Annotated in this window: 14 protein-coding genes; 3 read left to right on the top strand and 11 right to left on the bottom strand. The window is 70.0% G+C overall.

Going from position 1 to position 13,885, the window contains the following annotated elements:
- From AB0J58_RS34015 to AB0J58_RS34035, 5 genes are all read right to left on the bottom strand, one after another.
- Positions 1–502, bottom strand: a 502-nt coding sequence (locus AB0J58_RS34015) for a hypothetical protein (RefSeq protein ID WP_364223654.1), incomplete at its 3' end; no start/stop codon positions are given.
- Between the two features lie 26 nt (positions 503–528).
- Positions 529–1,470 (bottom strand): glycosyltransferase, encoded by a 942-nt coding sequence (locus tag AB0J58_RS34020; RefSeq protein WP_343962563.1) that lies wholly within the window; start codon positions 1,468–1,470, stop codon positions 529–531.
- Positions 1,467–2,399, bottom strand: coding sequence for a sulfotransferase (locus AB0J58_RS34025; protein WP_364223656.1), 933 nt, complete (start codon positions 2,397–2,399; stop codon positions 1,467–1,469). The genes AB0J58_RS34020 and AB0J58_RS34025 overlap by 4 nt, the downstream gene beginning before the upstream one ends.
- A 218-nt stretch (positions 2,400–2,617) precedes the next feature.
- Positions 2,618–3,748, bottom strand: coding sequence for a virginiamycin B lyase (locus AB0J58_RS34030; RefSeq protein ID WP_364223658.1), 1,131 nt, complete (start codon positions 3,746–3,748; stop codon positions 2,618–2,620).
- 396 nt (positions 3,749–4,144) lie between these two features.
- Positions 4,145–4,714 (bottom strand): hypothetical protein, encoded by a 570-nt coding sequence (locus tag AB0J58_RS34035; RefSeq protein WP_364223660.1) that lies wholly within the window; start codon positions 4,712–4,714, stop codon positions 4,145–4,147.
- 484 nt (positions 4,715–5,198) lie between these two features.
- Between AB0J58_RS34035 and AB0J58_RS34040 the strand changes: the two genes are divergently transcribed.
- Together AB0J58_RS34040 and AB0J58_RS34045 are read left to right on the top strand one after the other, a co-directional pair.
- Positions 5,199–5,723 (top strand): hypothetical protein, encoded by a 525-nt coding sequence (locus AB0J58_RS34040; protein ID WP_364223662.1) that lies wholly within the window; start codon positions 5,199–5,201, stop codon positions 5,721–5,723.
- Complete coding sequence (locus AB0J58_RS34045) at positions 5,716–6,777, top strand: hypothetical protein (protein ID WP_364223664.1); 1,062 nt, start codon at positions 5,716–5,718, stop codon at positions 6,775–6,777. Before AB0J58_RS34040 ends, AB0J58_RS34045 begins: the two co-directional genes overlap by 8 nt.
- Before the next feature lie 139 nt (positions 6,778–6,916).
- Here the strand turns inward: AB0J58_RS34045 and cysN are convergent, their stop codons facing one another.
- From cysN to AB0J58_RS34065, 4 genes are all read right to left on the bottom strand, one after another.
- Positions 6,917–8,179, bottom strand: coding sequence for a sulfate adenylyltransferase subunit CysN (gene cysN / locus AB0J58_RS34050; protein WP_364150874.1), 1,263 nt, complete (start codon positions 8,177–8,179; stop codon positions 6,917–6,919).
- Positions 8,180–8,258: 79 nt separating this feature from the next.
- Positions 8,259–9,173 (bottom strand): sulfate adenylyltransferase subunit CysD, encoded by a 915-nt coding sequence (cysD, locus tag AB0J58_RS34055; protein ID WP_364223666.1) that lies wholly within the window; start codon positions 9,171–9,173, stop codon positions 8,259–8,261.
- A gap of 19 nt (positions 9,174–9,192) precedes the next feature.
- Entirely contained in the window at positions 9,193–9,960 is a 768-nt protein-coding gene (locus AB0J58_RS34060; RefSeq protein WP_364223668.1) for a 3'(2'),5'-bisphosphate nucleotidase CysQ, read from the bottom strand.
- Positions 9,960–11,345, bottom strand: a complete 1,386-nt coding sequence (locus AB0J58_RS34065; protein WP_364223710.1) for a sugar transferase — start codon at positions 11,343–11,345, stop codon at positions 9,960–9,962. Before AB0J58_RS34065 ends, AB0J58_RS34060 begins: the two co-directional genes overlap by 1 nt.
- A gap of 198 nt (positions 11,346–11,543) precedes the next feature.
- Between AB0J58_RS34065 and AB0J58_RS34070 the strand changes: the two genes are divergently transcribed.
- Positions 11,544–12,047 (top strand): 3'-5' exoribonuclease, encoded by a 504-nt coding sequence (locus AB0J58_RS34070; protein ID WP_364223670.1) that lies wholly within the window; start codon positions 11,544–11,546, stop codon positions 12,045–12,047.
- Between the two features lie 345 nt (positions 12,048–12,392).
- Here AB0J58_RS34070 and pth read toward each other — a convergent pair whose 3' ends face one another.
- Together pth and AB0J58_RS34080 are read right to left on the bottom strand one after the other, a co-directional pair.
- A complete protein-coding gene (pth, locus tag AB0J58_RS34075) occupies positions 12,393–12,998 on the bottom strand; it encodes an aminoacyl-tRNA hydrolase (RefSeq protein ID WP_364223672.1) in 606 nt (201 codons plus the stop codon).
- A gap of 64 nt (positions 12,999–13,062) precedes the next feature.
- Complete coding sequence (locus AB0J58_RS34080) at positions 13,063–13,677, bottom strand: 50S ribosomal protein L25/general stress protein Ctc (RefSeq protein WP_364223674.1); 615 nt, start codon at positions 13,675–13,677, stop codon at positions 13,063–13,065.
- Between the last annotated feature and the right edge of the window lie 208 nt (positions 13,678–13,885).

A 13,885-nucleotide genomic window follows, 5' to 3' on the forward strand; every position in this document is an offset into this window, starting at 1 on the left:
AGCCGCCTGAGTCCTTCATCCAAAATTGGTCTCCAACCGCGATCTGAACCGGCTTTCCCGATGGAAAGTTGGACCGCCTCCCAACGCTCGCCCGCCCGGCGACGGCGGGCAGGCCGGGCACCGGACCGTACCCGGTGGTCGCGGACCGGTGGTCGGTGACGGGCGGGATCGACATCACGGCGTGAACGGCCTTGCCCGTCGTGAACGGGGCGATCTGCGGGTCGTAGCGAGATGGCGCCAAAGGATGCCCGGTGACCTGCCCCATCACGGCGGGAACCACCGGCGGGCCGTAGCGGGCGGACGCGCGCGGACGATCGGCGGTCCGCCCCACCTCCGGCGGAGCGGCGAGCAGATCATGGCGAGCGGTCATTGACGGGCGCTCGGCGCCCCGCCCCGGCAGGAGCGGGACGACCCGCACGCCGTGGCGCGCGAGCACCGGCAGGCGTTCGACGGCCTGACCGGCCGAGGGCGGGGCGGCCTGCGGGCCATAGCGGACCGTCACCCGCGGACGCTCGGTGATGGGCGCCATCAGATGCCGTGCCCTCGGTGGTGCAGGACGCTGAGCAGGGTCCGCGCGGGGACCAGGCCGGCCGCCACCGCGAGCGCGATGGGTGCCCGGGGCTCACCGTGGCGGGCGGTGAACGCCCGCCAGGCCCAGCGGCCCGCCTCCCGCCGCTGGCCGAGGGCCGCGTGGTGGAAGGCGAGCTGACCGTAGACCCGCGCCGCGCCGCGCGGATCCACGGCCAGATCAGGGTGCCGGGCGAGCATCCACTGCAGCCCGGCGATCCGGTCGGCCCAGCGGGCCACGTACGAGGAGCCTCCCCAGCGCACCCGGACCAGAGGCCGGTCGACGTGCACGATGGGGTGCTGGGCCGCGGCGCGCAGCGCCAGGTCCCAGTCCTCGTTCTGGCCCTTGGGGGCGCTCTCGTCCACCCAGAGCCCGCCGCGCCGGAACACGAACGTCGAGGAGTGCACCATCACCATGCGCGAGCGCACCAGGTGACGGTAGGTGACGCGACTGGTCCCCGCCAGGCGGGGAATGCGGCGCGAGCCGTACTCGACCTCGATGGCGCAACTGGAGAAGCGGGCGTCCGGCTCCGCCTCAAGCGCGGCGACCTGGGCGGCGACCTTGCCGGGCAGCCACTGGTCGTCGTCGTCGCAGAAGGCGACGAGATCGGTGCCGAGGGCCGCGATGCCGGTGTTGCGGGCGCCGGGCAGGCCCGGGGTGAGCCGGTTGGCCATCACCCGCACTCCCCGCGAGGGCGCCCCGCGCCGGCCGGGTGCCAGTGCCCTGCTGGCCAGGAGGTCGGCCACCTGGTCGGCGACCCAGGCCGGATCTCCACCGTCCACGACCACCACCACCTCGACGGGGCCGGAGTGGTCCTGACCGAGCACCGCGAGCGTGGCCGCGCGCAGCTGGTCGGGCCGGTGCCCCCGGGTGGGGATGACGACACCCACCGATGTGTTCACGCGAGTCTCCTGTGATAGCCATACTTGATCATGAGCGGCCAGGTCAGCGCGGTGACCAGGCGCAGCTGCCGGGACCCCGCGGCGGCACGCCAGCCGTCGTCCCTGGTCAGCTCGGTACGGCCGACCGTGAAGCGGATGGGGTTGCCCGAGGCGGTGTGCGCAGTCGAGAGCTCCGCCCAGCTGCCCGAGAGGAAGTCGAGGCGGCAGGAGAGGCCGATCCCGGCGACCAGGCGCCTGAGCGTGTCGGCGGGGGCGCCGAGCAGGTCCTCATAGCGGACCCGGGTGACCGGGACACCCCTGCGGGCGAGGAGTCCGAGGCCGAGGTTCTCGCTCAGCCAGTGCAGCGAGGTGCGGGAAGGTGACCAGTGGGTCATCGGACGCCCGTCCTCCGGGCGCTCGACCCGCCTGCGCCAGGAGTGCGCGACCGCGCGGGGGTCGCGGACCACGTGCACCACGTGGACGTCGACCCCGGCCGCCGCCAGGCAGAAGGCCAGCGAGGCGTGCTTGCTCGAATCGATCACGACCGGGCAGTCGGCGACCTCCCCCGCCGCGTCGTACAGATCGCGGTGGACGGCGACATACTCGTCCAGCTCGGCGGTGCCGGGTGTCGGCCACCTGCCGTTCCCCGCCCGCTCCTCGGCCAGCATCCTGGCCAGGGTCGGGATGCGCCGGGTGCGGTCGACGCGGGCCCTGAGCGCGATCATCCGGCGGGCCAGGTCCGCGGACCAGCCTCCGAACGCGCGCATCCCGACCTTGTCCCAGAAGGGGCACGTCCCGAAGGGCTCGCCGCATCCGCAGGCCTCGTCCGCGAGCACGCTCCTGGCCCAGAGGTGGACGACCTCGCCGAGCGGCACGATACCGGGGACCTCCCCGAGCAGGCGCTCCAGCAGCGTGGTCCCGCTGCGGCCGAGGCCGCCCAGGAAAACCACCCGAGCAGGTGACGGACTATCAGACACAGGCACGAATCCTTACCCGACGGATACGGAACGTGCCGAGGCTAGCGCGGAGCGTAACGGAGGGGTCAGAGAACGGACAAAGGATCTACCCAGCGAACGCGGCACCGTCCGCCGGTGCCGCGTTCCCGCGATGAGGGCCGACCCGGGTGCGGGATCTGGAGCACCCCGCACCCGGTCGCCGGCCGGCGTGCTCAGGGAGTCACGACGGCGATCTTGTCGACGTAGTCCTCGGTGACCCAGAGGTTGTCGTCGGGGCCGGCCGCGATGTCGAACGGCCCGGAGATGGCGGTCGGCAGCGAGGTCTCGGTGATCGTCCCCGAGGTGGTGATACTGGCGACGTTGTTGGCGCACTGTTCGACGAACCACAGGTTGTTGTCCGATCCGACGGTGATGCCCCACGGGCAGCTGTCGGGATCGGCGAGCGGGTACTCGGTGAAGGTGCCCGCGGTGGTCATGGAGCCGACCTTGCCGTTGGCGTCGGTGTACCACAGGTTGCCGTCCGGTCCCGTGGTGATCCCGATGGGGACCGCGCCGGAGGACGGGACGGCGAATTCGGTGATCGTTCCGCCGATGGTGATTCGCCCGATGTTGCCCACGAGCGCCTCGGTGAACCACAGGGCGCCGTCCGGGCCGGTGGTGATCCGCCAGGGGTAGGCGCCCGCGGTGGGCAACGGGTACTCGGTGATCGTCCCCGAGGTGGTGATCCGCCCGATCTTGTTGCCTTCCACCTCGATGAACCACAGAGCGCCGTCCGGACCCGCGGTGATCCCCCAGGGGTAGGCGCCCGCGGTGGGCAGCGCGTATTCGGTGATCGTCCCCGAGGTGGTGATCCGCCCGATCTTGTTGCCCACCGCCTCGGTGAACCACAGAGCGCCGTCCGGACCCGCGGTGAGGTGCCCCGGCTGGGAGTCGGTGGTGGGGATGGTGTATTCGGTGAACAGGCCCGCCGTGGTGACGCGTCCGATCTTGTTGGCGTAGTTCTCGGCGAACCACACCGCGCCGTCCGGCCCGGTGGTGATCCCGATGGGGGTCGACGGGCTGGTCGGTATCGACAGCTCGTTGATCGTCGGTGCCCGCAGGATCTGTGCCGTGCGCCCGGCCTCCGTGGCGAACCGGGGCCGGGGCGCGGGCGGGAAGTGACAGCGGATGCGCCGATGCTGTGGCATCTGCTTGAGCTTGAGGCAGATCTTTATCCATGGACGCGGCAGGGAGGGCTGGTGTGGCGGGGTACCGGAGGCGGATACCGGCAGGGGGATGCTCGCCGCCAGGATCAGGGCCATGACCACGAGCGGATATCCCAGGCGCCTTGAGTAGCGATGCATGACGTCCCTTCGAAAAAGAAAGCCCAAAAGGAAGGCGGGTGGACCGCCGGGTGTATTCGAGCGATGTGAGATCCGCGGCGTCGGAGCGCCGTGAGCGAGAATCCGCGGGCATCGGCACGAACACCCTGAAGGCCCGCTCCGGACGATGTTCGTCACCGCTGTCCGGCCTCGGCGATCCCAATATCCCGCTCGGCCGCCGTTCGTCGTCGATCATCTGCGTCCGTGGCTGGTCATGGAAGCGCCAACTCATCGGCGGCGACCAGGGGCGCGTCCGGTTCCATCGGCGGGCGATCTCCGACGCGTCGGACGCGCGGACTCCGGGTGGTCCCCGCGGACGGCAGAGCGGCTCGATCGGCCGGCGTCATCGTCGTCCTACGCCGGACAACGGACCGCCGCTCAGGCGACCGAGTGGGTGATGACACCGCTGTAGACACCCGTGGCGGTGGCGGCCGAGACGGTGACGACGAGCGTCGGCGCCCAACTCGTGGAGCTGGGCAGAGATATCGTCTTGCGCCCGCCGAAGGCGGTCACCGACGTGGACAGGGGGACCGCCTGGGCCGCGGTGGCCTGTCCGGGAGTGCGGTTGCCGCCACCCGATGAATCGGTGACCGTGCCGGACCAGTAGGAGATGTTGGCTTTTGTGATGGTCTGCGCCGGCGATCCGCCGCCGGTGGTGAAGTTCGTGGCCGATACGGTCGCCGTCCAGGGGGGGACTCCGCTCCGGGTGTCGACCACGGTCACCGTACCCAGAGAGGCGCTGATCGTGTCGCCCGCGGCGCCGCTGCCGAGATTCGCCGAGGCGGGCACGGTGATCGTCAGCGTGTCGGCGCGCCAGGCGACCGTCGCGCCGGCCACGGCTGCGGAGGTCGGAGCCGCGGGAGCGCCGAGGGCCAGCGGCAGGACGATCGACGCCACCAGCGACAGGGGGGTCCGCGCGACGAAGCTGCCGGCCCGGCTCTTCCTCATAACGATTCCTCACATGTGAGTCGTGGGCGATGCGCGTGGAGCATCCGTTCGGTGACGCACGGAAACCGATGGCAGCCTAGATCACACGATTCGGGGGACGTTCTCCAAACTCGTCCGTGGGCGGTAAGTCCCCGGCAAAGGCATCAGGGGAAACCTCGCGCCGACGCGGATGGGCCGGCCGGCCACGGCGGGAGACGGCCGTGGCCGAAGAGGTGGCGATGGCCCGCCTGGTCCAGCCACCCGGCCGGTTCGTCCGCACGCCCTTCCCGGCGATCAGGCCACCGGCCCGACAATTACCGGTAGACACCATGTGATCACCAAATGTTTCCAGATGCCTCCGGAGGCGGCTCTCGAAAACCGATCACCGCGCAAGATGTGATCACGTAAGAACGGCCCAGCGGCGAAAGTCCGGCGGAGGAGATCAGCAGTGTCCAGAAACCGTCTTTGCATTCCTCTGGCAGGTATCGCCGGAGTGGTGGCGGCCATGATGACGGCTCCGAGCTCCCAGGCCGACACCTGCCCCGCGTCGACCACCTGCTCCACCACGGTGACCTTCACGGTGACCGCCCCGAACGGGCTGACGATCACCGTGCCCAACGGTCCGGTCAGCGTTGGAAGCGGCACGCCGGGCAACCAGATCAGCGGGCAACTCGGCTCGATCACGGTGTCCGACCAGCGTGCCGCGCTCACCGCGACCTGGATCGCGACGGTCATCGCGGCCTCGGGAGGCTTCACCACGGGAGGCGGCACGGCCGCCGAGACCATTGCCACCGCCAACGTCTCCTACTGGGCCGGCCCCGCGACCGCCACCACCGGCACCGGCACCTTCGTTCCGGGCCAGGCCAACGCGGCGGCCGCGCAGACGCTGAGCGCGTCGCGCACCGCCTTCAGCAAGACGACCGGCTCCGGCAACAACTCCGCCACCTGGAACCCGACCGTCGTCATCAACGTTCCCGCCCAGGCCGTGACCGGCACCTACACCGGCACGGTGAGCCACTCCGTTGCCTAGCCCACTGCTGCGGCGGCTCGTCTCGGCGGCGCTGCTCGCGCTCCTGTCGCACCCGATGATCGGTGCTCCGGCGAGCGCGGGCACCGGGCACCGGGAGGCGCGTCCGGCCGACGAGGCATTCCTCGGCATCAGGTTGCTGGAGATTCCCGCCAACCGGATGGACGACCCGCGATCACATGCCTTCATCGTCGACCATGTCAATCCCGGCACCACCTTCACCCGGCGTTTCGAGGTCTACAGCACCTCGGCCAAGCCCCAGCACGTGCGGCTGTATGCCGGCGCGGCCGATATCCGCGGCGCCCGCTTCACCTTCGCACCGGGCCGCACCCCCAATGAGCTGAGCTCATGGATCACGCTCAACCGCCCCGCGGCCGACCTGCCGGCACACGGCAGCGCACCGGTCAAAGCCACCATCGCCGTGCCGGCATGGGCGACCAAGGCGGAGCGGTACGCCGTCATCTGGGCGGAGGTCTCCTCGGCCGGCCCGGGCCCGGAGGGCAACGTCGCACTCGTCAACCGCGTCGGGATCCGCGTCTATCTCGACGTCGGCCCGGGCGGTGAACCGCCCTCGGACTTCCGGATCGGCAAGATAGTCCCGCAGCGAACCGGAGACGGACAGCCGAAGGTCGTGGCAACCGTCGCCAACACCGGCCGGCGCGCCATCGACGTCGAGGGACAGCTGACCCTGTCAGCAGGGCCCAGCTCGCTGAGCGCCGGCCCCTTCCCGACCGACCGCGACACAACGCTGGCACCCGGCGAGCAGGGAGAGGTCACCGTACTGCTGGGCAAGGTCCTCCCCGACGGGCCCTGGAAGTTCCGCCTCGCCCTCCGCGGCGGCCGGATCGGTCACACCGCGACCGGAACGCTCACCTTCCCCGCCAAGCCCGGCAGTTGGGGCCCACCGGCGTCGTTGGACTCCCCACTGACGCTGGCCCTCTCGCTCACCGGGCTGGTGGCCCTTGTCGCCGTGGTGATCCTCCTCATCGGCCTCCGTCGTCTCCGCGCACGTCAGCGGATCCAGGCCGCCGGTCATCTCCATGGCGACCTCGTCTGACGTCGGCCGGCGTACCGCGCCGACGGCCGGACGACAGTGGCCGGCCCCGAGGACACGGAACCGCCCGCGGCCCGGGCCTGGTCTCCTCCGTGACGTACCAGGAAGGAGACCACGGCGCCGGGCGCGGGCGGTGGGCGGGCTACTTGGCGTCGACGATCATGCCGGCGCCGACGGTGTTGTTGGTGGCCTCGTCCACGAGGATGAAGCCGCCGGTGAGGCGGTTGCGGGCGTAGTCGTCCACGAACAGGGGCTGGGTGACGCGGAGCGAGACGCGTCCGATCTCGTTGAGACCGAGCGAGGAGGCGGCCTCGTCCCGGTGCAGGGTGTTGACGTCCAGCCGGTAGTGCAGGTCCTTGACCAGGACGCGGGCCGTACGGGTGGTGTGCTTGATGGTCAGCTTGGCGCGCGGGGCCAGCTTGCTGGAATCCGTCATCCAGCAGATCATCGCCTCCAGTTCCTGGGAGACGTGCGGCTGGTTGTTCGGCCGGCAGATCATGTCGCCGCGCGAGATGTCGATGTCGTCCTCCAGCCGGAGGGTCACCGACATCGGCGGGAACGCCTCGTCGACCGGTCCGTCGAAGGTGTCGATCGACGCGATGCGCGTGGCCAGGCCCGAAGGCAGGTGCATGACCTCGTCCCCCGGCTTCAGCACGCCTCCGGCGACCTGGCCGGCGTAGCCTCGGTAGTCGTGGAAGGCCGGGTCGGTGGCCCGCTGCGGGCGGATGACGTACTGCACGGGGAAGCGCACGTCGACCAGGTTGCGGTCGGAGGCGATGTGCACGTGCTCCAGGTGGTGCAGGAGCGAGGACCCGTTGTACCAGGGGGTGTTCTCCGAGCGTGCCACCACGTTGTCACCGTGCAGCGCCGAGATCGGGATGAACGTCAGGTCCGGCGCGTTCAGCTTGGAGGCGAAGGCGGTGAACTCCTCGCGGATCTCCTCGAACCGCTCCTGCGAGTAGTCGACCAGGTCCATCTTGTTGACGGCCAGGACCAGGTGCGGCACCCGCAGCAGCGTGGTGAGGAAGGCGTGCCGCCGCGACTGCTCCAGCACGCCCTTGCGCGCGTCGATCAGGACGATCGCCAGGTCGGCGGTGGAGGCACCGGTGACCATGTTCCGGGTGTACTGGATGTGCCCAGGGGTGTCGGCGATGATGAACTTGCGCTTGGGAGTGGCGAAGTAGCGGTAGGCCACGTCGATGGTGATGCCCTGCTCCCGCTCGGCCCGCAGGCCGTCGGTGAGCAGCGACAGGTCGGTGTACTCGGTGCCGCGGTCCCGGGAGGTGCGCTCGACGGCCTCCAGCTGGTCCTCGAAGATCGCCTTGGAGTCGAAGAGCAACCGCCCGATGAGCGTCGACTTTCCGTCGTCGACGCTTCCCGCCGTGGCAAAGCGAAGGATGTCCATCAGAGGTGCTCTCCAGAGGTCGTACGGCTTGCGGCGCGGGACCGCGCGGGAAGAAGGGAGACGGGAGGGTGGGTGAGCACTAGAAGTAGCCCTCCCGCTTGCGGTCCTCCATGGACGCCTCGGAGGCGCGGTCGTCGGCGCGGGTGGCGCCGCGCTCGGTGATCCGGCTCACCGCGATCTCCTCGATGATCGCCTCGACCGTCGCGGCACCCGACTGGACCGCGCCGGTGCAGGTCACGTCGCCGACCGTGCGGTAGCGGACCGTCATCTCCTGGAGCGGCTCGTCCTCGTCGCGGGTGATGAACTCGCTGTCGGCCAGCAGCATGCCGTCGCGCTCGAACACCTTGCGGGTGTGGGCGTAGTAGATCGAGGGGATCTCGATGCCCTCGCGCCGGATGTAGTCCCAGATGTCGAGCTCGGTCCAGTTGGACAGCGGGAACACCCGGATGTGCTCGCCCTTGCGGATCCTGGCGTTGTAGAGGTTCCACAGCTCGGGCCGCTGGTTCTTGGGGTCCCACTGGCCGAAGTCGTCGCGGAAGGAGAACACCCGCTCCTTGGCGCGGGCCTTCTCCTCGTCGCGGCGGGCACCGCCGAACACGGCGTCGTACTCGTTCTCCTCGATCGCGTCCAGCAGCGTCGTGGTCTGCAGCCGGTTGCGCGAGGCCCTGCGGCCGGTCTCCTCGACGACGCGCCCGGCGTCGATGGAGACCTGGACGCTGGCGACGACCAGGCGCGCGCCCAGCTGCGCGGCGCGGCGGTCCCGGAACTCGATGACCTCTGTGAAGTTGTGGCCGGTGTCGACGTGCATCAGTGGGAAGGGAATCGGCGCGGGCCAGAACGCCTTCTCCGCGATGCGGAGCATGACGATGGAGTCCTTACCACCGGAGAAGAGCAGACAGGGACGCTCGAACTCGGCCGCGACCTCACGCATGATGTGGATGGCCTCTGCCTCGAGGACGTCGAGCTGCGACGTGGTGTAGTCGCGCTGAAGCATCAAACTCTCCTAGCGGGGATTAGCGGTGCAGATCCCGGATTCCAGCGAGCAACGTCGGCGCCAGTCCCGGTAGGGATACAAGGATATCCGGCAATGAGGGGTCGGGCTGGTTGTAGGCCAGCTGCGAGCCGTCGATGCGGCTGGCGTGGGCCCCTGCGGCGAGGGCCACCGCGACGGGCGCGGCGGAATCCCACTCGTACTGGCCACCGGCGTGCACGTAAGCCTCGACCGCTCCGGTGAGCACTGCGGAGATCTTGGCACCGGCCGACCCGATCGGTATCAGGTCCGCGCCGACGAGAGCCGCCAGTTTCTGGACGAACTCCGGCGGGCGGGTCCTGCTGACCGCGATCCGCGGCCTGGCGCCCGCCTCGGGGGCGGGCCGCACCGGAGGTTCGGCGGTGGAGAGCGTACGACCCTGGGCCGGTAGCGCGACGGCACCGGCCGTCAGCGTGCCATGCTCCCAGAGCGCCACGTGGACCGCCCAGTCCTCACGGCCCTCCTCGGCGAACTCTCGGGTGCCGTCCAGCGGGTCGACGATCCAGACCCGCTCGGCACGGAGCCTGCGCGGGTCGAGCCGCTCCTCGCTGGTCGCCTCCTCGGACAGCACGCTGTCGTCCGGGCGCAGCCGCGCCAGGGCCTCCATCAGGAACAGGTGAGAGGCGATGTCACCCTCCTTGCGCAGCTCGGAGGGGTTGTCGAAACCCCGCTCCGCGCGCAGGGCCGCCAGCTTCTCGCCGGCCGTCGTCGCCAACTCCGCGGCGAGTGTGTGATCGTCGCGAACGGTCATCAGTATGCTCCAGCTCCTCGCGCGACAGCCGACCAGGTCTTCCACAGGATCTGCAGGTCCAGCATGAGAGACCAGCTCTCCACGTAACGCAGGTCCAACCGTACCGATTCCTCCCAGGACAGGTCAGAGCGACCGCTCACCTGCCACAGACCGGTCATGCCCGGCTTGACCAGCAACCGGCGGCGGACATCGTCACCGTACCCCGCCACCTCCTCCGGTAGTGGCGGCCGGGGGCCCACCAGTGACATGTGTCCCAGCAGCACGTTGATCAGCTGGGGCAGCTCGTCCAGCGAATGGCGGCGCAGCCGGGCACCCAGCGGGGTCACCCTCGGATCGTTCTTGATCTTGAAGAGCGGACCCTGCCCGTCGCTGGACAGGGTGATCTTCCGGCGCTCGGCGTCGGCGCGCATCGTCCGGAACTTGTAGATCGTGAACTCCGCGCCGTCGCGGCCCACCCTCGTCTGCCGGAAGAACGCCGGCCCCGGCCCGGAGGCCCGCACGGCCGCCGCCACCACCACCAGCAGCGGGAGCAGCACCGCCAGCAGCACCCCGGCGCCGATCCGGTCGAACAGGTTCTTGACCACCTGGCGCAGGCCGGAGATCTCGGGGTGGTCCACGTGCAGCAGCGGCAGCCCCGCCGCCGGACGGATGGTGATCCGCGGCCCGGCCACCTCCATCAGCGCGGGGGCCACGACCAGGTCCGTGTCGGTCTTCTCCAGCCGCCAGGCCAGTCGCCGCAGCGCCACCCCGTCCATCTCCGGGCAGGCGAGCACGGCCACGGTGTCGGCGTGGACCTGCCCGACCGCGAGCGCGACGTCGGAGAGGTCACCGAGAACCGGTACACCCTCTACGTCGCCCATCCCGTCGCGCGGGGCACAGGCCCCGACGACCTCCATGCCGTGGTAGCGCTCCCGGCGGAACCTGCGGACCAGCTCGCCGATCGCCACCCGGTGACCCACCGCCACCACCCGCCGCATGCACCTGCCCCGGGCCCGCCTGCGGTGCAGGGAGCGGCGCAGCCCGTACCGCGTCAGGAGGGTGAGCAGCGTCGTCAGCGGGAGTGCCAGCACCACGTAGCCGCGGGCCACATCGGTCTTGGTGAGGTAGGCGCCGACGGCGAGGGCGGCGGTGAGCATGAAGCCACACTGGAGGATCCGCTGGAACTCCTCCGAGCCCAGGCCGATGAGCCGAGGCTCGTAGGCGCGGTTCAGCGCGACCACGCAGACCCAGACGGCGGGCAGGGCGGCGCTCAGCATGACGTACGGGAGAACGTAGGCGGTAACCTCGCCGAATCGAACGAGCAGCGCGAGAGCTCCGGCCAGGGCGGCGCAGACGGTGTCGGCGGCGAGGGCCATCGCGCGGTGCCCCCGTACCCAGTCCGGCATCTGACGGCGCGAGACCGGCACGGCTCCGGACCCGGCCTGGACTGCGGTCACGTCACGCACGCGCTCCCCCTGCGTAACCGTTCATGGACAGACAGTTACGTAATGGTAGCGGCGACAAGAGAGGCCCGAAGGTTGAAGACCGAAACGTACATCTCTGTGGATGTCGAGGCCGATGGCCCCATTCCGGGACCGTATTCAATGGTCAGCTTTGGTATGACGGTGGCCGGGCGGATGACCGGAAAGGTCTTCGAGCCGGTCGATCCGCAGACCCGTACGTTCTACGCGGAGCTGCGGCCGATCAGCGACGACCATGTGCCCGAGGCGCTCGCGGTGAGCGGGCTTGACCGGGAGACGCTGCTCCGCGAGGGCCGCGACCCGGCCGAAGCGATGCGGGAGGCCGCCGCGTGGATCCGCGACGCGTGCGGGAACAGCACACCGGTACTGGCCGCCTACCCGCTCTCCTACGACTGGATGTGGATTTATTGGTACTTCATGCGATTCGCCGGTGTCTCACCGTTCGGGCACTCGCGCTGCATCGACATGAAGACGCTGTACGCGGCCAAGGCGGGAGTGCCGATCGGCTGGGCGACCAAGCGGCAGATGCCCAGGCACCTGCTCTCCCAGCGGCCGCACACGCACAACGCCCTGGACGACGCGATCGAGCAGGCCGAACTCCTCCAGAACCTGATGGCCCTCGCCTGATCGAACCACCATCACCCCACGAGGACGCCCGGCGTCGCTATCAACTCGCGAGGCCGCGCCGGCGAGTCGCCCCCAAGAAGGGCAATGGGACGTGCTCTTCCTACGTCCCTGAGGGACTACCCGTGAGGCCGCGCCGGCGACTGGACTGAGGAGAGGGAGGTCGCGAGGAACGAGTGACCTCCCTCGACGAGGGAAGGAGCCGGACAAGAGCGGCCGAACCGCGACGCGTCAGCGTCGCCATGTAACAGCCGAACCGCGACGCGTCAGCGTCGCCATGTAACAGCCGAACCGCGACGCGTCAGCGTCGCCATGTAACAGCCGAACCGCGACGCGCCAGCGTCGCAATCAACGCGGCGGTCCCGAGATGTTCAGGTCGCCGGCGTGGAAGGCGTTCTGGGTCGGCTCCAGGCCGAGCCTGATCAGCGACTCCACCACGTCGGCCGCACGGTCGACCAGGAACCCGAGATCCTTGCGCTCGGCGGTGGCGAAGTCGCGCAGGACATAGGTCGCGGCGTCCATCCGGCCCGGCGGGCGGCCGATGCCGAACCGGACCCGCAGGTAGTCCTTGGTGGCCAGCGACTTGGTGATCGACTTCAGCCCGTTGTGACCGTTGTCGCCGCCGCCCAGCTTGGCCCTCAGCGCGCCGTACGGGATGTCCAGCTCGTCGTGGACCACGATCACGCGGGCCGGGTCGACCTTGTAGAAGTCGGCCAGAGCCTTGACCGGTCCGCCGGACAGGTTCATGAAGGACAGCGGCTTGGCCAGCACCGCGGGGACACCCGCCAGGCGGCCCTCCAGCACCTCCGAGCGCGACCTGTGCGCCTTGAAGCGCCCACCGGCGCGCGCGGCCAGCTCGTCCAGGACCATGAACCCCGCGTTGTGCCGGTTTCCTACGTACTCCGGCCCGGGGTTTCCCAGGCCCACGACCAGCCAGCGGTCCACGATCGGCATCCCCTTCATACGCGCGTCAGGGCGGCCCGGGAACGGGCCGCCCTGACAGATCTAGCAGAGAAAACTACTCGGCGCTCTCGGCACCCTCGGCGGCCGCGCCCTCGGCCGGAGCGGCCTCGGCGGTCTCGCCCTCGGCCGCGGGCTCGGCGGTCGGGGCCGCGGAGACGATCAGGACCAGCGCCTCAGGGTCGGCGGCGAGGCTCGTGCCCTTGGGCAGCTTCAGGTCGGCGGCGGTGATCTGGGTGCCGACCTCCAGGCCCTCGACGTCGACCTCGACGCCCTCGGGGATGTGGGTGGCCTCGGTCTCGACCGAGACGGAGACGAGCTGCTGGTCGAGGATGCCGTCGGCGACCTCGCCGGTCACGACGACGGGAATGTCGACGGTGACCTTCTCGCCGCGCCTGACGAGCAGGAGGTCGACGTGCTCGAGGAAGCCCTTGATCGGGTCGCGCTGGACACCCTTGGGCAGCGCGAGCTCGTCGACCGCACCCTCAAGGCGGATCAGCACGTTCGGCGTACGCAGGGCGAGCAGCAGCTCGTGACCCGGCAGGGACAGGTGCCTCGGCTCGGAGCCGTGTCCGTAGAGGACGACGGGGACCTTGTCCTCGCGACGGATCTTGCGGGCGGCGCCCTTGCCGAACTTGTCGCGGAGCTCGGTGGCGATTACCACTTCGGACATGCTGATCTCCTAGGGATCTCAAGAATCGGAAGATGCGTTCCCCCTCACCCGCCCTAGCGGAAGGCGTTACGAACGCAACCTGACAACCCTACCGTGTTGCTGGCGACGTTAACGCGTCGCGGTCGAGGCTGGACCGACCATTCCCCCGAGGTAGCCGCACAGTTCCGTGTCGAACCCCCTCGTCGACTCCCTCACCGGGACGACCCGT

Origin of the sequence: Streptosporangium sp. NPDC049644 (genome assembly GCF_040675205.1) — a bacterium.
Classification (GTDB): Bacteria; Actinomycetota; Actinomycetes; order Streptosporangiales; family Streptosporangiaceae; genus Streptosporangium; species Streptosporangium fukuiense.

What these genes read in the sequence shown, in the direction of transcription:
- AB0J58_RS34030 (WP_364223658.1), bottom strand. Translation starts at nt 3,748, where the DNA reads ATGCATCGCTACTCAAGGCGCCTGGGATATCCGCTCGTGGTCATGGCC.
- AB0J58_RS34035 (WP_364223660.1), bottom strand. Translation starts at nt 4,714, where the DNA reads ATGAGGAAGAGCCGGGCCGGCAGCTTCGTCGCGCGGACCCCCCTGTCG.
- AB0J58_RS34040 (WP_364223662.1), top strand. Translation starts at nt 5,199, where the DNA reads ATGATGACGGCTCCGAGCTCCCAGGCCGACACCTGCCCCGCGTCGACC.
- cysN (WP_364150874.1), bottom strand. Translation starts at nt 8,179, where the DNA reads ATGGACATCCTTCGCTTTGCCACGGCGGGAAGCGTCGACGACGGAAAG.
- cysD (WP_364223666.1), bottom strand. Translation starts at nt 9,173, where the DNA reads ATGCTTCAGCGCGACTACACCACGTCGCAGCTCGACGTCCTCGAGGCA.
- AB0J58_RS34060 (WP_364223668.1), bottom strand. Translation starts at nt 9,960, where the DNA reads ATGACCGTTCGCGACGATCACACACTCGCCGCGGAGTTGGCGACGACG.
- AB0J58_RS34065 (WP_364223710.1), bottom strand. Translation starts at nt 11,345, where the DNA reads ATGCCGGACTGGGTACGGGGGCACCGCGCGATGGCCCTCGCCGCCGAC.
- AB0J58_RS34070 (WP_364223670.1), top strand. Translation starts at nt 11,544, where the DNA reads ATGGTCAGCTTTGGTATGACGGTGGCCGGGCGGATGACCGGAAAGGTC.
- pth (WP_364223672.1), bottom strand. Translation starts at nt 12,998, where the DNA reads ATGCCGATCGTGGACCGCTGGCTGGTCGTGGGCCTGGGAAACCCCGGG.
- AB0J58_RS34080 (WP_364223674.1), bottom strand. Translation starts at nt 13,677, where the DNA reads ATGTCCGAAGTGGTAATCGCCACCGAGCTCCGCGACAAGTTCGGCAAG.